This is a genomic window from Streptomyces sp. NPDC051183 (genome assembly GCF_040682455.1).
Lineage (GTDB): Bacteria > Actinomycetota > Actinomycetes > Streptomycetales > Streptomycetaceae > Streptomyces.
The window spans coordinates 135,052-159,462 of sequence record NZ_JBFBBA010000005.1; the positions used below are offsets into that span (position 1 = coordinate 135,052).

Here is a 24,411-nt window from a genome sequence, read left to right on the forward strand (position 1 = left end):
CAGCGAAGCGAGCCTATGTGTTCATTTTATGAAGTCAATACTTGGCACGAAGTTCACGTTAAGCAGGAACCATCACAGTTGAGTTCACTTCTTGAAGTGATGCGCTCAGCGCAGCCGCTGGCTGATGACCTTCGAGACGCCGTCGCCCTGCATGGAGACGCCGTACAGCGCGTCGGCGACCTCCATCGTCCGCTTCTGGTGCGTGATCACGATCAGCTGCGAGCTCTCCTGGAGCTCCTCCATGATCCGGATCAGCCGCTGCAGGTTGGTGTCGTCGAGCGCGGCCTCGACCTCGTCCATCACGTAGAACGGACTGGGCCGGGCCTTGAAGATGGAGACCAGCAGCGCCACGGCCGTCAGCGAGCGCTCGCCGCCGGAGAGCAGCGACAGCCGCTTGACCTTCTTGCCGGGTGGGCGGGCCTCGACGTCGACGCCGGTGGTCAGCATGTTGCCGGGATCGGTCAGGATCAGCCGGCCCTCGCCGCCGGGGAACAGCCGGGAGAAGACCCCCTCGAACTGCCGGGCCGTGTCCTGGTACGCCTCCGTGAAGACCTGCTCGACGCGCTCGTCGACCTCCTTCACGACCTGAAGGAGGTCGGCCCGGGTCTTGCGCAGGTCGTCCAGCTGCTCGCTGAGGAACTGGTGGCGCTCCTCCAGGGCGGCGAACTCCTCCAGCGCGAGCGGGTTGACCTTGCCGAGCTGCTGGTACGCGCGCTCGGCGGCCCGGAGCCGCTTCTCCTGCTTCTCCCGTACGAACGGTCCCGGCTGGTTGCGCGGGTGCTCCGGGTCCTCGGGCAGCTCCTCGCCCTCGGCGGGCAGGGAGGGCGGTACCGGCTGGTCGGGCCCGTACTCGGCCACGAGCCCGGCCGCCTCGATGCCGAACTCCTCCAGGGCGCGGCCCTCCACCTGCTCGATGCGCAGCCGCTTCTCGGCGCCGAGCACCTCGCCCCGGTGCACGGAGTCGGTCAGCTTGTCGAGCTCGCCCTTGAGGTCGCGACCGCGGTTGCGGGCCTCGCCGAGTTCGCGCTCGCTCAGCCCCTTGGCGTACTCGGCGGCGGCCCGCTCCTGCTCCGCCCGGCCCAGGGACACCTCCACGTGCGTGAGCAGTTGCCGGGCGCCGTCCGCCACGGCCCGGGCCACCTGCGCCTCGTGCCGCAGCCGTTCCCGGCGCCGCTCGGCGCGGGCGCGGGCCTCCCGCTCCGCGCGGGCCCCGCGGTCCAGCGAATCGGCGCGTCCGGCCAGCCCCTTGACCCGCTCCTCGTGGGTCCTGAGCTGTAGCCGCGCCTCCATCTCGGTCTGCCGCGCGTTGGCGCCGTCGGCCGCGAGGCGGTCCCGCCGGGAGGTGTCCGGCTCCTCCTCGACCGGCATCTCCTGCGCCACCGCGAGCCGCTCCGCGCACTCCTCCACGTCGGCCAGCGCCTGCTCCAGCGCGTCCTGTGCCTTGGCCGCGGCCGCGGCGCACCGCTCGGCCTCCCCCGCGGCCCCCTTCGCCTGCCCGCCGAGGCGGCCGAGCTGCTGGGCCACCCCGGCGCGGGCCTGCTCTGCGGCGCGGCGGCGCTCGCCGAGCTCCTCCACGAGGGCCGCGCACCCCGCCCGCCGGGCGTCGGCGGCCTGCTTCGCCCCGGCCAGCTCCAGGCACTGCCCGTCGAGCCGGGCCAACTCCGCGGCCGCCTCGTCGACGGCGGCCTGCACCTCGATCAGGCTGGGCACCCCCGCGGAGCCGCCGTGCGCGAGGTGCGCGCCGAGTACGTCCCCCTCCACCGTCACGGCCACCGCGTCGGGGCGCTGCGCTACGAGGGCCTCCGCCTCGTCGAGGGTCCCGACCACCACGTAGTCCCGCAGAACCCACGCGACGGCCCGCTGCGCCTCGGCGTCGCCCCCGACCAGCGCGGCCGCGGACACACCGCCGGTGCCGGCTTCGCCGTCGGGGCTCAGCAGCGGCCCCCGCGCCGGGGACGCGGTCCCGCCCAGCTCCCGGCCCGGGGCCCCGGCGGGGTGCGGAACTCCCCCGGCCGGAGCCGGAGCTGAGGCCGGTGCCGAAACGGGAGCCGGTGCCGAAGCCGGGGCCTCGGCCGAGACCGCAGCCTGAGCCGGGGCCGCGGCCGGCGCAGCGGCGGGGTGCGGAACTCCCCCGGCCGGAGCCGGGGCCGGATCCGAAGCCACGGCCGCAGCCGGGGCGTCAGCCGCAGCCGGGGCCGAAGTGGGGGCCGGGGCCCCGGCCGGCCCGGCCGGAGCCGGAGTCGGGGCCCCGGTCGAAGCCCCGGCCGCGGCCTGGCCGGGGACCCCGGGGGCCGGGGCGGGGACGGGGGCGGGGGCCGGGACCTGGGTCGGGAAGGGTGGCGGCGGAGTGATCAGGAACGTGGCGCGGCCGGCGTCCGCGGCGCGGAGGTGCCGGATGGCCTCGGCCGCCGAGGCCGGGGAGGACACCGCCAGGGCATCGGCCGCCGCACCCAGGGCCGCCGCGACCGGAACCTCGTACCCCGGGGTGACGCAGAGACGTTCCGCCGCCGGGCCCAGCAGCCCGGCCAGCCGTTCCCGGGCCGCCAGCAGCGCACCCGTACCGTCCTTGCGGCGCAGCCCCAGCGCCAGCGCGTCGCGCCGGGCCGACACCGCCGCCCGCGACCGCTCGGCCGCGGCGAGGGCGTCCCGCGCGGCGGACAGCCCGGCTTCCGCGTCCGCCAGCTCCGCCCGCGCGGACTCGTGGGCGGTGTCCGCCGCCGGGTCCTCCAGCCCGCCGACCTCCTCCGCCAGCGCCTCGTACTCCGCCTGCGCGGCGGCGGCCCGGGCCTGCGCCCCGTCCCGCGCCGACACCAGCCGGTCGATCTCCGCCTGCGCGGCCCCCGCCCGGGAGCGGGCCGCGCCGAGGCGCCCCGTCAGCCGGGCCAGGCCCTCGCGCCGGTCGGCGACGGCCCGCGCCGCGTCGCGCAGCCGCCGCTCCTCCTCGGCCAGCGACCGTTCCAGCTCGGCCCGGTGCTCGACCGTGTCCTCCAGCGCGCGCGAGGCCGCCTCCATCGCGGCCGTCAGCTCCGCCTCCTGCTCGCGGATCCGCGCGGCCTCCTTCTCCATGCGTTCGGGGTCCCGCGCATCGGCGCCGCGCCGCTCGTCCTCCACCGGAGCCGTCGCGCTCTTGACCCGCGCGTCCGCCAGGGAGGCGGTCCCCCGTACCCGCTCGGCCAGTTGCGACAGCTCGTACCAGGTCTGCTGCGCGCGCTGGAGCCGCGGCGCGAGTTCCCGTACGGCCTGCTCCAGTTCGGACTCCCGCCGTACGGCGCCCGCGAGCAGCGCCTCGGCCGTGTCCTTGCGCTCCTTGAGGGCCGCCTCGTCCGCGACCTCGGCATCGAGGGCCCGCTTGAGCACCACGAGGTCGTCGGCGAGCAGCCGCAGCCTCGCGTCACGCAGGTCGGCCTGGATCACCGCGGCCCGGCGGGCGACCGCGGCCTGCCGTCCCAGCGGCTTGAGCTGACGCCGCAGTTCGTCGTTGAGGTCCTGGACGCGTGCGAGGTTGGCCTGCATCGCGTCGAGCTTCCGCAGCGCCTTCTCTTTCCGCTTGCGGTGCTTCAGTACGCCGGCGGCCTCCTCGATGAAGGCCCGGCGGCCCATCGGGTCGGCGTGCAGTACGGAGTCCAGCTGGCCCTGGCCGACGATGACGTGCATCTCGCGGCCGATCCCGGAATCCGACAGCAGCTCCTGGATGTCCAGCAGCCGGCAGGTGTCGCCGTTGATCTGGTACTCGCTGCTGCCGCCGCGGAACATGATGCGGGTGATGGTGACTTCGGCGTAGTCGATGGGCAGCGCGCCGTCGGAGTTGTCGATCGTGAGGGAGACCTCGGCCCGCCCCAGCGGCGGACGCCCCGTGGTGCCCGCGAAGATGACGTCTTCCATCTTCCCGCCGCGCAGGGATTTGGCGCCCTGTTCGCCCATGACCCAGGAGAGCGCGTCGACCACGTTGGACTTGCCCGAGCCGTTCGGGCCCACGACACAGGTGATGCCGGGCTCGAAGCGCAGGGTGGTGGCAGAAGCAAAGGACTTGAAGCCACGCAGGGTCAGGGACTTGAGGTGCACGCCGCCGGACTCTACCTCCCGCGTTCGGTTTCACCCATGAAGGTGCGGGGCACCGCGCGCGCCCGCGGAAAGAAAGAAGGGACGCCGAAGCGTCCCTTGCAGATCATGCTGGGCTGGAGTCGTGCGACGAATGAGAGCGCGGATCAGGTGAGCGCAGGCTCCGCCTGGGGTACGTCGATGTCGATGCTGTCCAGCAGCGAGTCTCCGTGCTGAGCGGCGGCCGCGTTCAGCGCGTCGTTTTCGGACTGAATCCGTACGAGCTCGGACTCGAGGTCCTGGACGCGCTGCTGAAGCCGTCGCATCTCGGCGAGGAGTCGCGGGTCGGAACCGCCGACGTAACCGAGAAGCGCCTTTGCCATGATGGATGGTCCTCCACACTGAGTGACCGACCGAAGCGGTGTGGGTCGTGAGGGAATCGCACCCGCGGATGTCCGACAGCGACTGTCAGTCACTGCGCTTAGTACTGCCAACACTGCCAAACAGCTCAGGTGCGCGGGGCTTCCAGCGTCTCACCAAAAAGTTTGACGGTCAACACGATCACGCCCCGTATCGGCGGGCATCCCGGCCCCCGCAAGGGGCGTGGAGATCATCCTCGTCTCCGAGCCTTCCACGGATCGCTCGACTCGGCAACGCGTCGGCGATGAATGCGCAGATCCGACCATGTGCGCACCATCGGGAGATCTGTTCAGTACATGATCAGTCGATCGGTCACCGGATCGCGAACCCGTCGTAGCCACCGCGCGGTGTACCCCAGATCTCTGTCACCCCGTCCACCCGCCCGGGCGTGTCGGCGGAGCGCAGCCAGTCGAGCAGCCGGTGGCAATTCTCACGTTGACCTTCGGCGACCACCTGCACTCGGCCGTCGTCGAGGTTGAGCGCGAAGCCGGCCAGGCCGCCGATCTCCAGGGCATTCGCCCTGGTGAACCAGCGGAAGCCCACTCCCTGTACACGACCGCGCACCCACGCGGTCAGCCGCACGTCTTCGTTCATGCGTGAACGCTAACCGGGCAAAGACTTTTGGGGCACGTCGCCCCCCTGGTCCCATGGCGTACAGTCGCGCAGCAATGACCTCACCCTTTCGGGTGAGTGGAGATCGATCTTGATCTTAACCCCTGCAAGGAAGGCACGCCGCGATGGGACGCCACCGACTCCACGCCGCGCCCGGCCGCGGAAAGCGCCGCACCGCCGTACGCACCGGCCTGCTCGGCGTCTCCGTGGCCGTGGTCCTCGGTACCGCGGCCGTCACCACCGGCATCGTGCCGGTCGGCGCGTCCTTCCCGTACGTCGGCGTCGCGGGCTCGGGCTCCGACACGAAGACGGAAGCCGGGGCCGGCGACAAGGCCTCGCCGAGCCCGGGCAGCTCGGTGGAGCAGCAGGGCGGACTGGCCAACCTCTCCGGCCGCGCGTCGAACGCCCCGGACACCGCCGCGGGCTCCCCGTCCCCGTCGGCTTCCCCTTCGCCCTCGCCCACGCCCACCCCGTCGGCAACTCCGAGCCCCTCGCCCTCCACGAAGGAGCCGGAGCCGGAGAGGAGCTCGGCCCCCGCCCCGTCGAAGCCGGCGGCCCCGAAGCCGTCCAAGCCGGTCGAGCCGCCGGTGCCCGGGGACGGCCACTCCGCGGAGGAGGCCGCCGTCGTGGCCCTGGTGAACCAGGTCCGCGCCGAGGCCGGATGCGGTCCCGTACGGGCGAACCCGCCGCTCGCGGCGCTGGCCGGGGCCTTCAGCAAGGACATGGCGACCCGGGGCTTCTTCGACCACACGGACCCCGACGGCAACACCCCGTGGGACCGGGCCACCAAGGCCGGCCTCTCGGGCCTCGGCGGCGAGAACATAGCCCGCGGCCAGGGCGACGCCGCTGCCGTGATGAAGGCCTGGATGGACAGCCCGGGCCACAAGGCGAACATCCTCAACTGCGAGTTCCGGACGCTGGGCGTCGGCGCCCACTTCGCCGCCGGCGGCCCGTGGTGGACCCAGGACTTCGGCTTCTAGAGCCTTCGCGACCCGGACCCGGTCAGTCAGGCAGCCAGGGCCGCGCGGCCCGCGATGACGACGCGGGTGTGCTCGGCGACGCGGCGGCCGAGGTGCTCGGCGGTCGCGATGTCGGCCTTGTGGACCGCTTCCACACCCTCGTCGGAGTTGGTCTGGGCCGCGGCGCCGTCGAAGAAGCCGAGGCGGTTGAGGTCGTGCTCGGAGGCGCTGCTGGAGTTCCAGCCCGGCTTCAGGCCCAGGTTGACCCAGCTCATGCCATGCTGCGCGGCCAGCGTCTGGAAGTAGCCCAGCGTGTGGCCCTTGTCGCCGCTCTTGGACGCGGAGTTCGTGAAGCCCGCGGCGACCTTGTCCTGCCACACGTCGCCGAACCAGCGCTTCGAGGTGGCCTCGGCGAACACATGGAAGGCGCCCGAGGCGGTGCCCATGTAGGTCGGGGAGCCGAAGACGATCGCGTCGGACGCGTCGAGGAGCTCCCACTGCGCGTCGTCGATCTCGTCGACCTTGATCAGGTGGACCGTGGCCCCGGCGTCGGCGGCACCGGCCCGGACGGCCTCGGCGACGACGGCGGTGTGGCCGTAGCCGGAGTGGTAGGCGATCGAAACGACGGGGGTGTGCGTGGTACCGGACAAGGCTGATCTCTCCCTCAAAAGCACTGCTTGGTGATGAGGAAAGAAAAGCACTAACTTTTAGAAAGCGCAACCCCCTGGTTAGCGCTGCACGGAGGTACGCTGTACCCCATGGAGACCCCTGCCTGTAGCGAAACGGCCAGCCTCGAACTACCGTTCGATGTCTTCGGACGCGCCTGCCCGTCCCGGGAGACCCTTGAGCACGTCACGGGTCGCTGGGGCAGCCTCACCGTCGGCGCCCTGCGCGACGGCCCGTGCAGGTTCAACGAACTGCGCCGCCGCGTCGACGGCGTGAGCGAGAAGATGCTCTCCCAGACCCTGCACGCGCTGGAACGCGACGGCATCGTCAACCGCGAGGCGCAGCCGACCAACCCGCCGCGCGTGGACTACGAGCTGACCCCGCTCGGCATCGAGGTCGCCGACCGGCTGCTCGCGCTCATCCACTTCCTGGAGGGGAACATGCCGCAGGTACTGGGCGCCCGGGAGTCCTACGACGCCGCGCGCGGCGGCCGCTGACAGCGCGGGCAGAAGTAGCTGGACCGGTTCATCCAGGGCCGGCGCCGCATCGGGGTACCGCAGCGCCGGCACGGCTCGTCCTCGCGCCCGTAGGCGTCGAGCGAGCGGTCGAAGTACCCGGACTCCCCGTTCACGTTCACGTAGAGGCTGTCGAAGCTCGTACCGCCCACCGCCAGGGCGGCGTTCATGACGTCCCGGACGTGGCCGAGGAGTTCCGCGCTCCGGGGGCGCGTGAGGGTGGCGGTGGGGCGCTCGTAGTGCAGCTTGGCGCGCCACAGCGCCTCGTCCGCGTAGATGTTGCCGACCCCGCTGATCAGCGACTGGTCCAGCAGCGCCCGCTTCACCGTGCTCCGCTTGGCCCGCAGCGCCAGGTGGTAGACGCCCTCGTCGAACAGCGGATCCAGCGGGTCCCGGGCGATGTGCGCGATGACGTCGGGCAGCCCGTCGGTGCTGCCCGCGGCGACCTCGTGCAGCGACAGCCCGCCGAAGGTCCGCTGATCCACGAAGCGCAGCTCGGTCCCGCTCGCATCGCCGAACCGCACCCGGATCCGCAGGTGCTTCTCGTCCGGCGCGTCCTCGGGCTGCACGAGCAGCTGCCCGCTCATCCCCAGGTGCCCGAGCACCGACAGGTCCCGCCCCAGCAGGGGCAGCCAGAGGTACTTGCCGCGCCGCTGCGGAACACCGATGGTCTCCCCGCGGAGCCGCGCCGCGAAGTCCGCACCGCCCCCGGGGTGCCGTCGTACGGCCCGGGGGTGCAGCACCTCGACGGAGGCGACGGTGCGCCCGGCCACCCAGCGCTCAAGTCCCCGCCGCACCACTTCGACTTCGGGCAGCTCGGGCACGGCGGTCTCCTCCGGGTGATGGGCGCGAAACGGGAACGCGAAACCCCGCCGCACAGGTGTGCGGCGGGGTCACTGCGAGGAATGCCTCAGGCACTCGGCGTCGGATCGGCGGGCGTCGGCGCCCCGTCGTCCTTGGCCTCGGCATCGGCCTCGGCCGGAGCCGGGACCTCCACCGCGACGGCGGCGGCAGCCGCGGCAGCAGCCGCGATCCGCTCGTTCGCGGCGTCGGAGATGCCGCGCCAAGCGGACTCCGCCGCCTGCTGCTCGGCTTCCTTCTTGCTGCGGCCGGTGCCGGTGCCGTACGAGACACCACCGACGCGGGCGGCAGCGGTGAACGTCTTCTCGTGGTCCGGACCGGTCTCGGTGACCAGGTATTCCGGAACTCCGAGACCCTCGGCCGCCGTGAGCTCCTGGAGACTGGTCTTCCAGTCCAGGCCGGCACCGAGGTTCGAGGACTTCTCGATGAGCGGGTCGAAGAGCCGGTGGACCAGCTCCGAGGCCGCGTCGAGGCCCTGGTCGAGGTAGACCGCGCCGATCACCGCTTCAAGGGTGTCGGCGAGGATGGAGGCCTTGTCCCGGCCACCCGTGCCCTCTTCGCCCCGGCCGAGCCGGATGAAGAGACCGAGTTCGAGGCCACGCCCGACCTCCGCCAGTGCGCGCGAGTTGACCACCGCGGCCCGCAGTTTGGCCAGCTGGCCTTCCGGCAGGTCGGGGTGGGTGCGGTACAGCGTGTCCGTGACCACCAGGCCGAGCACGGAGTCCCCGAGGAACTCCAGCCGCTCGTTGGTGGGCAGACCGCCGTTCTCGTACGCGTACGAACGGTGGGTCAGTGCACGCACCAGAAGGGCGGACTCGAGGTGATACCCGAGCCGCCCTTCCAGAAGCGTGTGGGACGAGGCCGCGTTGTTACTGTCTGCCTGCTTCTCAGCGTTGGACAGCTCAGACATTGCGCCTCTCACCAGCCGCTCAGACCTCGAGGACCTGGCGCTTGTTGTAGGTGCCGCAGCTCGGGCACGCAATGTGCTGGAGCTTCGGCTCCTGGCAACGCTCGCACGAAACCAGGGTGGGGACCGCAGCCTTCCACTGCGACCGGCGGTGGCGCGTGTTGCTGCGCGACATCTTCCGCTTCGGAACAGCCACGGCTACTTCTCCTGCTTCTCGGCGGCGCTCTGAACTCCGTCAGACGCAGTGCCGCTCATGTTGTCCTTCTCATCGCCCTGATCGGTGACGAGTCCCTGCAATGCCGCCCAACGGATGTCGACGGCGTCATGGTGGTGCTCCGGGTCGTCGTTCAGGCTGAGCCCGCAATCGGGGCACAGTCCGAGACAGTCCTCCCGGCACACCGGCTGCAGCGGCAGTGCGAGCACCACCACGTCGCGCAGCACGGGTTCGAGGTCGAACAAGCCGTCCTCGAGGAAGAGCATGTCCTCGTCGTCCTCGGCGTCGTCGGCCGGCTCCGCCTTGGAGCGGTTCCGGTCGTCGGCGTCAGGGTACGAGAACATCTCCTGGAAGTCCGCCTTGAGCTCTCGCTCGACGGCCTCCAGACACCTTACGCATTCCCCGGTGGCCGATGCACGGGCGGTGCCTGTGACAAGCACCCCTTCCATGACCGACTCCAGGCGGAGGTTGAGCTTCAGCGGGGCGCCTTCCGGTACCCCGATGACGCCTGCGAGACCGAGGTCCGCAGGAGCCGCGATCTCACGGGACAGCCGCTGCATGGCACCAGGACGCCGACCCAGCTCGTGCGTGTCGAACACGAGGGGGTTGCGGTGGTCGAGGCGGGTGTTCAGGGCTGTTCCTGCTTTCGCGGATCGCTGAAGATCAAAAAATGCTGTGTGTGCCGCACCCAAGGGCAGCACAGATCGCGGTGCATACGCGCGACCGAAGAGCCAGGATACCCGCCGCTTCGCTCTGAGCCCAATCCGGGCCTAGCGCCCCTGTTCGTACTGGCGCAGCTGGTCCAGGTTGATCATGCTCGTGTCGAAGAAGCTGGTCTCGTCGAGCGAAGGCTGCTGGGGCTGCTGCTGGACCTGCTGGGGGTCCTGGTACGCGGCGTACGGGTCCGGCTGCTGCTGGTAGCCCGCGTAGGGGTCGGGCTGCTGCTGGTACCCCGCGTAGGGGTCCTGGTGGCCCTGGTAGGCGTACCCGTCCTGCTGCTGGGGCTGCTGCTGCGGCTGCTGGTAGGCATAGGCGTCGTACGCCGGCTCGTGCTGGGCCGGGATCGGCACCTGCACGGGCTCCGGCTCGGCCAGCCCCGCCAGGAAGTCCGCGTCGCTCGCGGAGCGGGACTGCGGCACCCCCGCCGCGTCCTGGGCCGCGATGTGCGCGCCGAGATCGTCGGTGGGCACCCGGCCGAGGAGCTTCAGGCGGCCCCGGCCGACGGCCTCCAGGGTCTTGGCGAGCACCGCCTCGAAGGTCGCCAGCTTGCCGTCCACGTACGCGTCGGCCTGCTGACGCTGCGTCTCCGGGTCGTGGCTGCGCTCGGGCGCCTCCGCGTCGGGGAAGCCCTGGTCGTCCAGGCCCGGGCCGCGCCCCAGCAGCTTCTCGCGGCCGCGGTCCACCGATCCGATGGTCTTGGTCAGCACGACCTCGAAGTTCGCGAGCTTGCTGTCGACGTAGTCGTCGGCCTCGGCGCGGATCTCCTCGGCCTCCCGGCGGGCCTCCGCCAGGATCCGGTCCGCCTCGTCCTGGGAGCGCCGGGCGACCTCGGTGTCGGAGATCAGCGAACCGCGCTGGGTGTGCGCCGATTCGATGATCCGCTCCGCCTCCCGGCGGGCCTCCTCGACCATCTGCTCCCGGCCGCCGATCAGCTCCTGCGCCTGCGCGAGCGAGCCGGGCAGGGCCTGGCGCACCTCTTCGAGCTGCGCGAGCAGCTCGGCACGGTTGATCACGCAGGAGGCCGACATGGGCATGGACCGGGCGCCGCCGACGGCCGCGACGATCTCGTCGAGCTTCTTCTGCACGTCCATGGGGGCTCGCACTCTCTCGGCCTCGGGCGGTTCCTGAGACGGACGGGACGACTTTAAGGCCACGGGGCGGGGGCCCGACACCGCCTGACGCACCGTCAGTGCGTCAGCGGTTCGCCAGGCGCTCGATCAGCGCCGCGTGCACATGCGCGGGCAGCAGGTGGGCGACGTCGCCGCCCCATGCCGCGACCTCCTTGACCAGGGAGGAGGACAGGAAGCTGTAGGTGGGGTTCGTCGGCACGAACAGGGTCTCGACGCCCGACAGGCCCATGTTCATCTGGGCCATCTGGAGCTCGTAGTCGAAATCGCTGACGGCGCGCAGGCCCTTGACGATGGCCGGGATGTCCCGCTGCTTGCAGAAGTCGACGAGCAGCCCGTGGAAGGCCTCGACCTCGATGTTCCCGTAGTCGGACGTCGCCTCGCGGATCAGCTCGATCCGCTCCTCGACGGTGAACAGGCCCTGCTTCGACTGGTTGATCATCACCGCGACGTGCACGACGTCGTAGAGCCTGGAGGCGCGTCCGATGATGTCGAGGTGTCCGTTGGTGATGGGATCGAAGGACCCCGGACAGACGGCGCGGCGCAACTGAACTCCCTCGTTCATGAGTTTTCGCTGGTGAAGGCGGCGCGACCGTACCAAAGGGTGCCCTCGCCGTACTTCCGCGACCGGAGCGGCTCGAAGCCCTCGGGCCACGGGAAGGCGCCGCTCCTGGTGCTGCGCTCCACGGTGACGAGCGCATCGTCGGTGAGCCAGCCATTGGACCGGAGTGTGAGGAGGATCTCGCGGAGTTCCGCGTGGTCCGCGGCGTAGGGCGGGTCCAGGAAGACGATGTCGTACGGGTCCCCGCCGGCCGGGACCGAGACGATCTGCTCGGCCTTGCCGGCCCGGAACTCGGCTCCGGCCAGGCCCAGCGTCCTGATGTTGTCCCGGATCGCCTTGGCGGCCTTGGCGTCGGCCTCGACCAGCAGGGCGTGGGCGGCGCCGCGGGAGAGGGCCTCCAGGCCGACGGCGCCGGAGCCCCCGTAGAGGTCGAGCACGCGGGCCCCGTCGACGCCGTGCAGCGACTCCCAGGTGGAGAAGAGGCCTTCGCGCATCCGGTCCGAGGTCGGCCGGGTGCCGGTGCCCGGGGGCACGGCCAGTCGTCGCCCGCCGGCGCTGCCGGCGATCACGCGGGTCATCTGGGGGTCCTTCAATCCTCGGGGGACAACGGGCACCCCCATTGTCAGCCCTTCTCCAGGAACTGCTCCCGCTCGGTGTCCAGCAGGGCGTCCAGCGCGGTCCGCAGGCCGGGCAGGCCCGCCAGCTCGGGATCGGCGAGGACCACGCGGGTGGCCTCCTCCCGGGCCTGGGCGATGACCTCCTCGTCCTCGATGACGGCGAGCATGCGCAGGGAGGACCGGACGCCGGACTGGGCCTGGCCGAGGACATCGCCCTCGCGGCGCTGCTCCAGGTCGATGCGGGAGAGCTCGAAGCCGTCGAGGGTGGCGGCGACGGCGGCGAGCCGGGCCCGGGCGGGGCTGGCCTCGTGCATCTCGCTGACCAGCAGGCACAGGCCCGGTGCGGAGCCGCGGCCGACGCGGCCGCGCAGCTGGTGCAGCTGGGAGACGCCGAACCGGTCCGCGTCCATGATCACCATGACCGTGGAGTTCGGGACGTTCACCCCGACCTCGATGACGGTGGTGGCGACCAGCACCTTGACCTCGCCGGCGGCGAAGCGGCGCATGACGTCGTCCTTGTCGGCGGGGTCCATCCGCCCGTGCAGCACCTCGACGCTCAGCCCGGCCAGCGGCCCGCGCGTGAGCTGCTCGGCGATGTCGAGGACGGCGAGCGGCGGACGCTTCTCGGCGTCGTCCTCGGCGGAGCCCTTCTTCTTCGGCTCGTCCTCGCTGTCGCCGATCCGCGGGCAGACGACATACGCCTGGTGGCCGTTCTCCACCTCCTCGCGGACCCGCTCCCAGGCCCGGGCGAGGAAGTGCGGCTTGTCCTTGGCGGGCACCACGTGGGTGGCGATCGGCGAGCGCCCGGCGGGCAACTGGTCGAGGACGGAGGTCTCCAGGTCGCCGAAGACGGTCATCGCCACCGTGCGCGGGATCGGGGTCGCGGTCATCACCAGCAGGTGCGGGGGCTGCTTCCCCTTGGACCGCAGCGCGTCGCGCTGCTCCACGCCGAAGCGGTGCTGCTCGTCGACCACGACCAGGCCGAGGTCGTGGAACTGCACCTTGTCCTCGATCAGGGCGTGGGTGCCGATGACGATCCCGGCCTCGCCGGTGACCAGGTCGAGCAGCGCCTTGCGCCGCGCGGGCATCCCCATGGAGCCGGTGAGCAGCACGACCTTGGTGCCCTGGTCGGAGCCGCCGAGCATTCCCCCCTCGGCGAGTTCGCCCATCATCTCGGTGATGGAGCGGTGGTGCTGCTGGGCGAGCACCTCGGTGGGCGCGAGCATCGCGGCCTGCCCCCCGGAGTCCACGACGGCGAGCATGGCCCGCAGGGCCACCATCGTCTTTCCCGAGCCGACCTCGCCCTGGAGGAGGCGGTGCATGGGGTGGCTGGTGGCGAGGTCGTCGAAGATCTCCTTCGAGACCTTCTCCTGGCCCTCGGTGAGGGTGAAGGGGAGTTTGGCGTCGAAGGCGTCGAGGAGGCCGCCCGGGGCGGGGCGGCGGGGGACGGCCGGCAGTTGGGAGTCGGCGTGCCGGCGGCGGGCCAGGGCGACCTGGAGGACGAAGGCCTCGTCCCACTTCAGGCGCTGGCGGGCGTCGTCGATGTCGGCCTTGGTGGACGGCCGGTGGATCTTCAGCAGGGCTTCGGTGAGCGGGACCAGCCCCCGGCCCTCGCGCAGGGCGTCCGGGAGCGGGTCCACGACCTCCTGCGCCGTGGGCAGCAGCGCGTCCACGCACTTGGCGATCTTCCAGGACTCCAGCTTCGCGCAGGCCGGGTAGATCGGGATGAGCTGGTTGGCGAAGGCGGTGGCCGCGTCGCGGTCGGAGGCGTCCGCGCCGAGCGGCTCGTACGCCGGGTGCGCGAGCTGGAGCTTGTGGTTGAACTTCGAGACCTTGCCCGCGAACATCGCACGGCTGCCCGGCAGCAGTTCCTTGTGCGGTTTGTGGACGCCCGCACCGAAGAAGACGAGCTGGAGCCGGCCGCTGCCGTCGGTGATGGTCACCTCCAGCCGCTTGCCGCCGCCGCGGCTGCCCTGGTAGGTCAGCAGCCGGGCGTCGGCGACCTGTGCGACGACCGTCACGTGCTCGTCGATCTGGTCGGCGAGCTCGGCCAGCGAGGTCAGCTCGCCGCGCTCGGCGTACCGCCGGGGGTAGTGGTGCAGCAGGTCCAGGGCCGTGTGCAGGCCGAGCTGTTCGGCCAGCACCTTCGCGGTGGCGGGGCCGAGCGTCTTCTTGAGGTCTTCGTCGAGCGCGGGCACGTGTTCCATTGCACACCATGGCGCCGACAAGCCCGCTATTCCACCCCGATGAGCAGGGGCGCCGAGTAACGCCCGCCCCGGTAGGTCACGGTGTCCACGGCCAGGTGCCCGTGCTGGACGTACGCCTCCAGGCGCTCGGCGAGCGCGTCGGGCACCTCGGGGCCCAGCACCAGGGTGACGAGCTCGCCGCCGGACCCGAGCATCCGCGCCAGTACGGCTTCCGCGGTCTGCGGCAGGTCCGCGCCGATGACGGCGACGTCCCCGTCGATGAGCCCGAGCACGTCGCCGGCCTGGCAGATGCCGGCCGAGGTGAAGGACTGCCGCTCCGCGACGGCCAGTTCGGCGTACCGGGTGGCGCCGGCCGCCGCGGTCATGGCGACCACGTCCTCGTCGAAGCTGCCGTCCGGGTCGTGCACGGCGAGGGCGGCCAGGCCCTGGACCGCCGACCGGGTGGGGACCACGGCGACCCGTACGCCGTCGGCGCGGGCCTGCTCGGCGGCGGCGAGGGCGGCCGCGCGCAGGTCGGCGCCGCCCGGGAGCAGCACCACCTCGCGGGCGTGGGCCCGGCGGATGGCGTCGAGCAGTTCGGCGACGGTCGGCGGTTCCCCGGGGCGGGCGAGCACGCTGGTCGCGCCCGCCTCCCCGCACAGCCCGGCCAGTCCCTCGCCCGGGACGACGGCGACCACGGCCCGCTGGGCGCGCTCGCCCCGGGCCCGGCGCCGCTCGTCGCCGAAGTGGGTGATGCGGATCCGGTACGGCCGGCCGGCGACCACCCCGGCCTCCACGGCCGCGCCGGGGTCGTCGACGTGGACGTGGACGTTCCACAGGCCGTCGCCGCCGACGACCACCAGGGAGTCGCCGAGCCCGTCGAGCCGCGTCCGCAGGTCCCCCACCGCCGCCTCGCCGGCCTCCAGCAGATAGACCACCTCGTACGCGGGCCCCTCCTGCTCCTGCGCGCACGGCTCCGGCGGCCGCGGCACGGGCACCGCCCGCCCGCGCACCGCTTCGGGGGCCGGCTCCTGGCCGGAGAGGGCCTGCCACAGGGCCCCGAGTACGGCGACCAGCCCGCAGCCCCCGGCGTCGACCACCCCGGCCCGCCCGAGCTCGGCCAGCTGCCCCGGGGTCTCGGCCAGGGCCGCGCGGGCCCCGTCGTAGGCCGCCCGGGCCACGTCCACCGCGGTCCCGGCAGCGGCCCCGGCGGCCTCCCCGGCCCGCGCGGCCGCGGCGGCGACGGTGAGCATCGTGCCCTCCACCGGGTGCGCGACGGCCTGGTAGGCCTCCTCGGCGGCCCGGGTCAGCGCCTGGGCGAGCAGCCGGCCCGGCCCGCGGCCGCCCGGCTCGTCGCCGAGCACATCGGCCACGCCGCGCAACAGCTGCGCCAGGATCGTCCCGGAGTTCCCCCGGGCGCCTATGAGGGCACCGTGCGCGTAGGCGCGTACGGCCGCCGACAGGGGGGCGGCCGGGGCTGTGGCCTCGGTCACGGTCCCGACGGCGGCCCGCAGCTCGCGGTCGGCGGACTCGGCGGTGAGGTAGAGGTTGGTGCCGGTGTCGGCGTCCGCGACGGGGTAGACGTTGATCGCGTCGATGTCCTCGCGGGCCCGGCCCAGTGCGGCCAGGGCCAGCGAGCTCCAGGTGCGCACCGCTTCGGCGTCGAGCTCGTCGCGCTCGTCGCGCTCATCGAGGGGGTGCGACTGCGGCTCGTGCGCCACCGGGCGTTCCTCCTTGTGCGGGCCAGGGTTCACCGCAGGGTAACGAAGGCCGGCCGGGAGGTCGGGACCCCGGGGCGGGACGGGTGGCGGACATGGTAGTTTTCTTGGACCGAAGCAGTCGTTGTATGCTGCTCAGGTTGCCCGTCGAGAGTCGGGCCATTCGTCCGGCAAGCCACTTCAGATCTCTGATTCCGGTGCGCCGGATTTCACTGTAATTGCATCTGAAGTCTTTGGAGTGACCTGTGGCTGCCAACTGCGACGTTTGCGCCAAGGGGCCGAGCTTCGGCAACAACATCTCCCACTCGCACCGCCGCACCTCGCGTCGCTGGAACCCGAACATCCAGCGCGTTCGTGCCGTGGTCAATGGGACGCCGAAGCGCCTCAACGCCTGCACCTCGTGCATCAAGGCCGGCAAGGTCTCGCGCTGACGCCTCCCGTCGTCGTAGCGCAGCCCTTTCCGGTTGCCAAGAAGGCCGGTTCACCTTTGGTGAACCGGCCTTTTGCCTTGTCCGGGGCCGGCGCGGGGGCTCGTGGCGGAGCCTGCTCTCAGCGCCACTGCCAGGCGTGGTCCACCGGGCCGATGCCGCCGCCCAGCGCGAAGCCGGCGGCGATGGCGCCGGTGACGTAGGACTTCGCCGCCGTGACGGCCTCCGGGACGGCGAGGCCCTTCGCCAGGCCCGCCGCGACGGCGCTGGCCAGGGTGCAACCCGTGCCGTGCGTGTGCCGGTTGTCGTGCCGGGGAGCGCGCAGCCACAGCTCGTCGGCGCCGTCCGTCAGCAGGTCCACGGCCTCGTCCCCGTGCGCCGCCAGGTGGCCGCCCTTGATCAGCGCCCAGCGCGGCCCGAAGCCGAGGACCGCTTCGGCCGCCCGCCGCATGTCGTCCTCGGTCTCCACCACCACACCGGTGAGCTGGGTGACCTCGTCCAGGTTGGGCGTGGCCACGGTGGCCCGCGGCAGCAGCTCCTTGCGTACGGCGTCCAGCGCCGAGGCGGCGAGCAGCGCGTCCCCGTGCTTGGAGACGCCCACCGGGTCCACGACGGCCGGGGCACCAGTGCCGGCCAGCAGTTCGGCGACGGTCTCCACCAGAGCGGCGCAGGACAGCATCCCCGTCTTCACGGCCTGTACGCCGATGTCGTCCGCCACGGCCCTGTACTGGGCCCTCACGGCCTCGGCGGGCAGCTCCCAGACCCCTGTGACCCCCAGGGAGTTCTGGGCGGTCACAGCGGTGAGCACGCTCATGCCGTGCACGCCGAGGGCCAGCATGGTCTTGAGGTCGGCCTGGATGCCCGCGCCGCCGCCGGAGTCGGATCCGGCGACGGTCAGGCAGAGCGGCGGGGCGCCGCTCATCGCGGTGTCTCCTCGGCGGCCGGCTCGCCGCCGAAGTGGTCCCAGCCGCCGCCGCTGGTCCAAGGGGCGCCGTCCACGGTCACCTGGGGCAGCGCGGAGCGGTTGAGCACCTCTCCGATGACCTTCCAGCGGGCCGGGAGCTTCACGTCGGGCGGGAAGGTGGCCACGATCGCGTGGTCCTCTCCGCCGGTGAGCACCCACTGCAGCGGGTCCACGCCGACGGCCTGCCCGATGTCGTGCATCTGCGTCGGGATGTCGACGGCCGCCGTGCGCAGGTCGATCCGTACCTTGCTGGCCTCGGCGATGTGCCCGAGGTCGGCGATCAGGCCGTCGCTGACGTCGGTCATGGCGGTGGCGCCGAGTCCGGCGGCCGCGGGGCCCGCGTGGTACGGCGGCTCGGGCCGCCGGTGGGCCTCCACGAAGGCCCGCGGGGAGCGGAAGCCTCGCGAGAGGACGGCGAAACCGGCCGCCGACCAGCCCAGCCAGCCCGTGACGGCCACGACGTCGCCGGGCTGGGCGCCGGAGCGCAGCACGGGCTCGTGGTTGCGCAGGTCGCCGAGGGCGGTGATGGCGACGGTGATGGTGTCGCCGCGGACGACGTCCCCGCCGACCACGGCCGCGCCGGCGACCTGGCACTCGTCGCGGATGCCGTCCATCAGCTCGGTGGGCCAGGTGACCGGCAGTTCCGCCGGGACGACGAGGCCGAGGAGCAGCGCGGTCGGCACCGCGCCCATGGCGGCGATGTCGGCCAGGTTCTGCGCGGCGGCCTTGCGGCCTACGTCGTAGGCCGTGGACCAGTCGCGCCGGAAGTGCCTGCCCTCCAGCAGGATGTCGGTGCTCGCCACGACCCGCCGGTCGGGGGCCGACACCACCGCGGCGTCGTCGCCCGGCCCGAGCCGGACCGCCGGGGTGGTGGTGAGCCGTGAGGTGAGCTCCCGAATGAGCCCGAACTCCCCCAGCTCGCCCACAGTGCCCTTCATCGCTGTGCCCCTTCTTGCCCAGTCCGCTTGCGGTCGCGAGCCGTCACAGCTCTGGGTACCGTCAACAGATACGTCAACTTCTGCTCTCCGTACGCCCCGCCGTGCGTGGTGCCGGGCTCGCAGGTCTCCCCGCGGCGCTCGGCGACGCGGTACCGTGGCGTCCCTTCTTCCCCCGGCCCCGCCGATCGTGTGGGGCCCACCCGAAGGTTAGGGGAAATGATCCTCGTGGCCGCCCTGGAGGTTCCGTGGTACAGGCGTACATCCTTATCCAGACCGAGGTGGGCAAGGCGTCTTTCGTCGCCGAGTCCATCGCCCAGATCGCGGGGGTGATCCAGGCCGAGGACGTGACGGGCCCGTACGACGTGATCGTGCGCGCCCAGGCCGACACCGTGGACGAACTCGGTCGCATGGTCGTGGCCAAGGTCCAGCAGGTGGAGGGGATCACCCGCACCTTGACCTGCCCCGTGGTCCATCTGTAGCCCCCGTCTACGCTTGGCCGGTGATGTGCCTCCACCACCGGCCCCCTGGTCTGCTCGCCGTACTGCCCGCACTGGCTGTCGTCCTGTCCGTCGCGGGCTGCACCGTGGGCGGTTCCGGGGCCCGGGTGACTCCGCCGCCCGCACCGCCCGCCGACGTCGCGGGGCTCTGTGCGGCGCTGCACAAGGAGCTCCCGGAAACGGTGGCCGGTCTGGCGCGGACCCCGGTGGAACCGGAGTCCGACCTGACCGCCGCTTGGGGCGGCTCGGCGATCGTACTGCGGTGCGGTATCCCCAAGCCCGCGAAGATGTGGGATCCGGAGCAGGACGGCGTCGAGGTCAACGGTGTCGGCTGGCTGCTGGAGAAGCAGGGCGACGACGGGGGGTTCCGGTTCACCACCGGCGCGCGCCTGGCGTACACGGAGGTCCGGGTCGACAAGGAGCATGCCACGGATGCCGGGATGCTGGTCGGGCTGTCCGCCGCCATCGCCAGGACCGTACCGGTGGGGATCTCTTCGTACTGAGGCCCCGACCGGACCCGCTCACACCGCCGCCCGCCGGGATTTCCCCGGCGGGCGGTCGGCGTTGGTCCCGGAATCCGGCCGGACGGCCTAACGCAGCCCGGTGGAGCGGCGCAGGGCCGCCTGGATCAGGCGGTCCACCAGTTCCTGGTACTCGATGCCCGACTCCTGCCACATCCGCGGGTACATGGAGATGGGGGTGAACCCGGGCATCGTGTTGATCTCGTTGATGACGAAGGTGCCGTCTTCGGTCAGGAAGAAGTCGGCTCGCACCAGACCCTCGCACGACGCTGCCTCGAAGGCCTCGATCGCGAGCCGCTGGACCTCGGCGGTCTGCTCGGGGGTGAGCGGCGCGGGCACGATCCCGGAGGCGGAGTCGATGTACTTCGCCTCGAAGTCGTAGAAGTCGTGGCTGGAGACCGGCGGGATCTCGGCGGGCACGCTCGCGCGCGGACCGTCCTCGAACTCCAGCACTCCGCACTCGATCTCGCGGCCGCGCAGCAGCGCCTCCACGATGATCTTCGGGTCGTGCCGCTGGGCCTCGCGGACCGCTGCGTCCAGGGCGGAGGCGTCGTCGACCTTGGTGATGCCGATGGAGGAGCCGGCCCGGGCGGGCTTGATGAACAGCGGCCAGCCGTGTTCGCCGGCGAAGTCCAGGATCCGGCCGCGGGCGGCGTCGCGGTCCGCTTCCCACTCGCGGGGGCGGATGGTCACGTACGGGCCGACGCGCAGCCCGAAGGACGTGAAGACCCGCTTCATGTAGTCCTTGTCCTGGCCGACGGCCGAGGCGAGGACGCCCGAGCCGACGTACGGGATGCCGGACAGCTCCAGGAGGCCCTGCAGGGTGCCGTCCTCCCCGTACGGGCCGTGCAGTACGGGGAAGACGACGTCGACCTCGCCCAGGGCCTTGGGAACGGCGCCCGGCTCGGTGTAGACGACCTCGCGGCGGGCGGGGTCGACCGAGAGCACGACGGAGCCGTCCTCGGAGTCGGCGAGCTCCTCGACGTTCGGGAGCTTTCGGTCGGCGATGGCCATCCGCGCGGGCTCGTCGGCGGTCAGCGCCCACCGGCCGTCCGTGGTGATGCCGATGGGCAGCACCTCGTACTTGGAGCGGTCGATGGAGCGCAGCACGGCGCCCGCCGTGACGACCGAGATGGCGTGTTCCGAGCTGCGGCCGCCGAACACGACGGCCACGCGGGGCTTGCGGCCCTGCTGCTCAGGGGTCTGGGGGAGGTTCTCGCTGCTCATATCGCCACGAGGGTACCCGCTCAGACGTCCGGAAAGGAGTCAGCGCCGTTCCGGTTTGGCGCTGCGCGCCATGAGTTCCTTCAGCGCGACCAGCGTGGGCTTGCCGTGGTGGACGATGTCGACGACGGTGTCGGTGATCGGCATGTCGACCCCGTGGCGGCGGGCGAGATCGGCCACCGACTGGCAGGACTTGACGCCCTCCGCGGTCTGCCGGGTGACCGCGATGGTCTCCTCCAGGGTCATCCCGCGGCCGAGGTTGGTGCCGAAGGTGTGGTTCCGGGAGAGCGGCGAGGAGCAGGTGGCGACCAGGTCGCCGAGGCCCGCGAGGCCGGAGAAGGTGAGCGGGTCGGCTCCCATCGCGACGCCCAGACGGGTCGCTTCGGCGAGTCCGCGGGTGATGAGGGAGCCCTTGGTGTTGTCGCCCAGGCCCATGCCGTCGGCGATGCCCACGGCGAGGCCGATGACGTTCTTGACGGCGCCGCCGAGCTCGCAGCCGATGACGTCGGTGCTCGTGTACGGGCGGAAGTACGCGGTGTGGCAGGCGGCCTGGAGGCGCCGGGCCACGGCCTCGTCCACACAGGCGACGACGGAGGCGGCGGGCTGCCGGGCGGCGATCTCGGGGGCCAGGTTGGGGCCCGTGACGACGGCGATGCGCTCGGCGGGGACCTTGGCGACCTCTTCGATGACCTCGCTCATGCGCTTGGCGGTGCCGAGTTCGATGCCCTTCATGAGGGAGACGAGCACCGTGTCGGGGGCCAGCAGGGGCGCCCAGGCCGCGAGGTTCTCGCGCAGGGTCTGGGAGGGGATGGCGAGGACTGTGAAGTCGGCGCCGGCCGCGGCCGCGGCCGGGTCGGTGGTGGCGCGGATGTTCTCCGGGAGTTGGACGTCCGGGAAGTAGTCCGGGTTGGTCCGGCCGGTGTTGATGGCGTCGACGAGCTCCTGACGGCGGCCCCAGAGGGTCACCTCGCAGCCGGCGTCGGCGAGCACGACGGCGAAGGCCGTGCCCCAGGATCCGGTTCCGAAGACGGTTGCCTTCACGGGACGTGTCACTTCTTGCCCTCCCCCGCGGCCTTGCGCCGCTGTTCGGCCCTGGCCTTGCGATGGTCGTACGGCTGCGCGGGCGCGGTTTCGCCCCGCAGTTCCTCCAGCAGCCCGGTGATGGCCGCCATGATGACCTCGGTGACCTCCTTGAGGACCTCCGGGGTGGGTTCCCTGTCGTAGAACGCGGAGAGGTCCACGGGCGGTCCGGCGATCACCTGGAGGGTCTTGCGCGGGAACAGGCTGAGCTTGTTCTCCTTGGCGTACGGGGGCATCGCGAGATTCGCGCCCCACTGGGCCACCGGAATGACGGGGGCCTTTGTCATCAGCGCGACGCGGGCGGCGCCGGTCTTGCCGGCCATCGGCCACATGTCGGGGTCGCGGGTGAGGGTGCCTTCCGGGTAAAAGGCCACGCATTCGCCGGCCTCGATCGCGTCCACGGCGGCCCGGAATGCGTCCAGGGCGTTGGTGGACTCCCGGTAGACGGGGATCTGCCCGCTGCCGTGCAGGATGGCGCCGACAATAGGCACCTTGAAGAGGGCCGCCTTGGCGAGCAATCGGGGCACTCGGCCGGTGTTGTACTGGAAGTGCGCGTAGGAGAGCGGGTCCAGATACGAGTTGTGATTGACGGCGGTGATAAATCCGCCCTCGGCCGGAATGTGGTCCATTCCCCGCCAGTCCCGCTTGAAGAGCACTACCAGCGGCGGTTTTGCGATGACCGCCGCCAGGCGGTACCAGAAGCCGATTCTGCGGCGGGACACTCGGACACCTTCCTCTACGACCGGTGCGCGGCTGGGGCACCTCGGGGCCGAACAAGTGTCGCCCCGGGTCCGGTCTCTGTCGAGAACACCGTACGCCCCGCTCAGGGCACCGGTCCCCCGGGTCGCCCGGCCGGGAGTGACAATGGGCCGAGGCATGACCCGGCCATGACCTGACCATGGCCTGCGCATGTGCGAGAGCTCACCGGAGGGTAGGGGTCCGTGACGAACGCCGCCTGGAGCCTGGTGGTCCCGCTGAAGCCCTTGGCGTTGGCCAAGAGCCGGCTCGCGCAGGCCGTCGGCGCCTGGCGCCCGGCGCTCGCGCTGGCGTTCGCGCAGGACACCGTGGCAGGGGCGCTGGCCTGCGCGGCGGTCGCGGATGTGGTCGTCGTCACGGACGACGCGGCGGCCGGGGCGGAACTGGCCCGGCTGGGAGCGCGGATCGTGCCGGACGCGCCGGGCTCCGGGCTCAACGCGGCGCTGGTCCACGGGGCGCGGGCGATACGCGCGGGCCGGCCGCGGGCGGCGGTGGCCGCGATGAACGCGGATCTGCCCGCGCTGCGGCCTCCGGAATTGCTACGCGTGCTCGATGCGGCGGCGGTATTCCCCCGGGCATTTCTGGCCGATGCGGCGGGAATCGGGACGACCCTGCTTTCCGCTGCGCCGGACGTGGAATTGGCCCCGTCGTTCGGCGGACCGTCCCGGGCCCGGCATTCGGCCTCCGGGGCGGTGGAAATGGCCCTGGCGGGCGTCGACAGCGTGCGCCGGGACGTGGACACGGGTGCGGACCTGCGGACCGCCCTCACCCTTGGTGTGGGGCGTCACACAGCCCGATACAGTGCCCGTATGCAGGCGACCGCGTACACGTACGACTCCCAGACCCGCAGCGGCAGTGTGCTGCTGGACGACGGCACCCCGGTGCCCTTCGAGGCACCTGCGTTCGACGCGGGCGGCCTGCGGCTGCTGCGCCCGGGCCAGCGGGTCCGGATCGAGACGGACGGCGAGGGCGCCGGCCTTCGGATCACCCTGGTCACGCTGCAGACCTTCTGAGGCCTGCCTTCCCCACCTGCAAGAACGCACCGCGGGCCGGCTTCCCCCTCCAGGGGAAGCCGGCCCGGCGCGTGTGACTCGTGCCCCTACTTCTTGCGGGCGGTGGTCTTCTTCGCGGTGGCCTTGCGCGTCGCCGTCTTCTTGGCGGGCGCGGTGGTCTTCGCGGTGGCCTTCTTGGCGGCCGGAGCCGTCTTCTTGGCGGTCGCGGTGGTCTTCTTCGCCGTCGCGGCGGCCTTCTTGACCGTGGCCTTCTTCGCGGCCGGCGCGGCCTTCTTCGCCACGGCGGTCTTGGCGACGGCCTTCTTCGCGGTCGCGGTGGTCTTCTTCGCCGTGACCTTCTTGGCGACCGCGGTCTTCGCCGCGGCCTTCTTGGCGGTGGTGGCCTTCTTGGCCGCGGCCTTCTTGACCGTCGCGGAAGCGCCACCGGTGAGGCTGCCCTTGGGCGCCTTCTTCACCGAGACCTCGCCGCCCTTGGGGAGCTTCTTGGTGCCGGCGACCAGGTCCTTGAAGCCCTGGCCCGCGCGGAAGCGGGGAACCGAGGTCTTCTTGACCCGGACGCGCTCTCCCGTCTGGGGGTTGCGGGCGTAACGGGCCGGGCGGTCGACCTTCTCGAACGAGCCGAAGCCCGTGACCGAGACCCGGTCGCCCGCGACGGTCGCGCGGACGATCGCGTCCAGTACCGCGTCGACAGCGTCCGCGGCCTGCTGACGGCCGCCCAGCTTGTCGGCAATCGCTTCTACGAGCTGCGCCTTGTTCAACGTCTTCCCCTTCGGAGACTTCGCCAGAACGAATGTGTTCAAGCTTATTTCGCACGTTAGGCGGATATATACCGCAAATCAAACACGAAACGGGCTAATCACCCTAGTGC

The 24,411-nt window shown here is 71.9% G+C and carries 24 protein-coding genes and 1 pseudogene; 6 read left to right on the forward strand and 19 right to left on the reverse strand.

Features of this window, described 5'->3' with window-relative positions; translation table 11 throughout:
* Window positions 1–105: 105 nt before the first annotated feature.
* From AB0M99_RS06275 to AB0M99_RS06285, 3 genes are all read right to left on the reverse strand, one after another.
* On the reverse strand, window positions 106–4,062 hold the full coding sequence (locus tag AB0M99_RS06275) for an AAA family ATPase (RefSeq protein WP_365917496.1): 3,957 nt from the start codon (window positions 4,060–4,062) through the stop codon (window positions 106–108).
* 143 nt (window positions 4,063–4,205) lie between these two features.
* Complete coding sequence (locus AB0M99_RS06280) at window positions 4,206–4,421, reverse strand: hypothetical protein (protein ID WP_031144198.1); 216 nt, start codon at window positions 4,419–4,421, stop codon at window positions 4,206–4,208.
* 349 nt (window positions 4,422–4,770) lie between these two features.
* The gene (locus AB0M99_RS06285) at window positions 4,771–5,052 is read right to left on the reverse strand and encodes an acylphosphatase (RefSeq protein WP_365917497.1); all 282 of its coding nucleotides are present in this window, start codon (window positions 5,050–5,052) and stop codon (window positions 4,771–4,773) included.
* A 143-nt stretch (window positions 5,053–5,195) separates the two neighbouring features.
* On the opposite strand from AB0M99_RS06285, the gene AB0M99_RS06290 reads away from it, so the two are divergent.
* Window positions 5,196–6,050, forward strand: coding sequence for a CAP domain-containing protein (locus AB0M99_RS06290; protein ID WP_365917498.1), 855 nt, complete (start codon window positions 5,196–5,198; stop codon window positions 6,048–6,050).
* A 26-nt stretch (window positions 6,051–6,076) separates the two neighbouring features.
* Here the strand turns inward: AB0M99_RS06290 and AB0M99_RS06295 are convergent, their stop codons facing one another.
* Window positions 6,077–6,679, reverse strand: a complete 603-nt coding sequence (locus AB0M99_RS06295) for a flavodoxin family protein (protein ID WP_365917499.1) — start codon at window positions 6,677–6,679, stop codon at window positions 6,077–6,079.
* 108 nt (window positions 6,680–6,787) lie between these two features.
* Between AB0M99_RS06295 and AB0M99_RS06300 the strand changes: the two genes are divergently transcribed.
* Window positions 6,788–7,192, forward strand: a complete 405-nt coding sequence (locus tag AB0M99_RS06300) for a helix-turn-helix domain-containing protein (RefSeq protein WP_365917500.1) — start codon at window positions 6,788–6,790, stop codon at window positions 7,190–7,192.
* Here AB0M99_RS06300 and mutM read toward each other — a convergent pair.
* The 9 genes from mutM to AB0M99_RS06345 form a co-directional block, all read right to left on the reverse strand.
* Window positions 7,165–8,034 carry a bifunctional DNA-formamidopyrimidine glycosylase/DNA-(apurinic or apyrimidinic site) lyase gene (mutM, locus tag AB0M99_RS06305; protein WP_365917501.1) on the reverse strand — a complete coding sequence of 290 codons (870 nt, stop codon included), beginning with the start codon at window positions 8,032–8,034 and terminating at the stop codon, window positions 7,165–7,167. The two genes, AB0M99_RS06300 and mutM, sit on opposite strands and share 28 nt — an antisense overlap.
* 86 nt (window positions 8,035–8,120) lie before the next feature.
* Complete coding sequence (rnc, locus tag AB0M99_RS06310; RefSeq protein WP_365917502.1) at window positions 8,121–8,981, reverse strand: ribonuclease III; 861 nt, start codon at window positions 8,979–8,981, stop codon at window positions 8,121–8,123.
* 19 nt (window positions 8,982–9,000) lie between these two features.
* Entirely contained in the window at window positions 9,001–9,174 is a 174-nt protein-coding gene (gene rpmF, locus AB0M99_RS06315) for a 50S ribosomal protein L32 (protein WP_003965982.1), read from the reverse strand.
* A 2-nt stretch (window positions 9,175–9,176) separates the two neighbouring features.
* A complete protein-coding gene (locus AB0M99_RS06320) occupies window positions 9,177–9,824 on the reverse strand; it encodes a DUF177 domain-containing protein (RefSeq protein WP_365917595.1) in 648 nt (215 codons plus the stop codon).
* A 138-nt stretch (window positions 9,825–9,962) separates the two neighbouring features.
* Window positions 9,963–11,003, reverse strand: coding sequence for an ATP synthase F0 subunit B (locus AB0M99_RS06325; RefSeq protein WP_365917503.1), 1,041 nt, complete (start codon window positions 11,001–11,003; stop codon window positions 9,963–9,965).
* Window positions 11,004–11,106: 103 nt separating this feature from the next.
* Window positions 11,107–11,586, reverse strand: a complete 480-nt coding sequence (coaD, locus tag AB0M99_RS06330) for a pantetheine-phosphate adenylyltransferase (protein ID WP_365917596.1) — start codon at window positions 11,584–11,586, stop codon at window positions 11,107–11,109.
* Window positions 11,587–11,600: 14 nt separating this feature from the next.
* Window positions 11,601–12,179 (reverse strand): 16S rRNA (guanine(966)-N(2))-methyltransferase RsmD, encoded by a 579-nt coding sequence (gene rsmD, locus AB0M99_RS06335; protein WP_365917504.1) that lies wholly within the window; start codon window positions 12,177–12,179, stop codon window positions 11,601–11,603.
* A gap of 44 nt (window positions 12,180–12,223) precedes the next feature.
* Window positions 12,224–14,425, reverse strand: a complete 2,202-nt coding sequence (recG, locus tag AB0M99_RS06340) for an ATP-dependent DNA helicase RecG (protein ID WP_365917505.1) — start codon at window positions 14,423–14,425, stop codon at window positions 12,224–12,226.
* 26 nt (window positions 14,426–14,451) lie between these two features.
* Entirely contained in the window at window positions 14,452–16,125 is a 1,674-nt protein-coding gene (locus AB0M99_RS06345; RefSeq protein WP_365917506.1) for a DAK2 domain-containing protein, read from the reverse strand.
* Window positions 16,126–16,367: 242 nt separating this feature from the next.
* Here AB0M99_RS06345 and rpmB point away from each other — a divergent pair, with 242 nt between their 5' ends.
* Entirely contained in the window at window positions 16,368–16,553 is a 186-nt protein-coding gene (rpmB, locus tag AB0M99_RS06350; RefSeq protein WP_007266795.1) for a 50S ribosomal protein L28, read from the forward strand.
* A 118-nt stretch (window positions 16,554–16,671) separates the two neighbouring features.
* Here rpmB and thiD read toward each other — a convergent pair whose 3' ends face one another.
* On the reverse strand, window positions 16,672–17,472 hold the full coding sequence (thiD, locus tag AB0M99_RS06355; protein ID WP_365917507.1) for a bifunctional hydroxymethylpyrimidine kinase/phosphomethylpyrimidine kinase: 801 nt from the start codon (window positions 17,470–17,472) through the stop codon (window positions 16,672–16,674).
* Window positions 17,469–18,452, reverse strand: coding sequence for a thiamine-phosphate kinase (locus AB0M99_RS06360; RefSeq protein ID WP_365917508.1), 984 nt, complete (start codon window positions 18,450–18,452; stop codon window positions 17,469–17,471). The genes thiD and AB0M99_RS06360 overlap by 4 nt, the downstream gene beginning before the upstream one ends.
* A gap of 245 nt (window positions 18,453–18,697) precedes the next feature.
* Between AB0M99_RS06360 and AB0M99_RS06365 the strand changes: the two genes are divergently transcribed.
* A complete protein-coding gene (locus AB0M99_RS06365) occupies window positions 18,698–18,931 on the forward strand; it encodes an Lrp/AsnC ligand binding domain-containing protein (RefSeq protein ID WP_214947835.1) in 234 nt (77 codons plus the stop codon).
* Between the two features lie 23 nt (window positions 18,932–18,954).
* On the forward strand, window positions 18,955–19,452 hold the full coding sequence (locus AB0M99_RS06370) for a DUF3515 family protein (protein ID WP_365917509.1): 498 nt from the start codon (window positions 18,955–18,957) through the stop codon (window positions 19,450–19,452).
* Between the two features lie 87 nt (window positions 19,453–19,539).
* Here AB0M99_RS06370 and AB0M99_RS06375 read toward each other — a convergent pair whose 3' ends face one another.
* The 3 genes from AB0M99_RS06375 to AB0M99_RS06385 are packed head-to-tail and all read right to left on the reverse strand — an operon-like array spanning window position 19,540 to window position 22,496.
* Window positions 19,540–20,697 carry a D-alanine--D-alanine ligase family protein gene (locus tag AB0M99_RS06375; protein WP_365917510.1) on the reverse strand — a complete coding sequence of 386 codons (1,158 nt, stop codon included), beginning with the start codon at window positions 20,695–20,697 and terminating at the stop codon, window positions 19,540–19,542.
* A gap of 39 nt (window positions 20,698–20,736) precedes the next feature.
* On the reverse strand, window positions 20,737–21,747 hold the full coding sequence (locus tag AB0M99_RS06380; RefSeq protein ID WP_365917511.1) for an NAD(P)H-dependent glycerol-3-phosphate dehydrogenase: 1,011 nt from the start codon (window positions 21,745–21,747) through the stop codon (window positions 20,737–20,739).
* Window positions 21,744–22,496 carry a lysophospholipid acyltransferase family protein gene (locus tag AB0M99_RS06385; RefSeq protein WP_365917512.1) on the reverse strand — a complete coding sequence of 251 codons (753 nt, stop codon included), beginning with the start codon at window positions 22,494–22,496 and terminating at the stop codon, window positions 21,744–21,746. Before AB0M99_RS06385 ends, AB0M99_RS06380 begins: the two co-directional genes overlap by 4 nt.
* 219 nt (window positions 22,497–22,715) lie before the next feature.
* Between AB0M99_RS06385 and cofC the strand changes: the two are divergent.
* A pseudogene (gene cofC, locus AB0M99_RS06390) lies at window positions 22,716–23,336 on the forward strand (2-phospho-L-lactate guanylyltransferase); the annotation flags it as partial.
* 293 nt (window positions 23,337–23,629) lie between these two features.
* Here the strand turns inward: cofC and AB0M99_RS06395 are convergent.
* Window positions 23,630–24,301 carry an HU family DNA-binding protein gene (locus tag AB0M99_RS06395; protein ID WP_365917513.1) on the reverse strand — a complete coding sequence of 224 codons (672 nt, stop codon included), beginning with the start codon at window positions 24,299–24,301 and terminating at the stop codon, window positions 23,630–23,632.
* Window positions 24,302–24,411 lie beyond the last annotated feature (110 nt).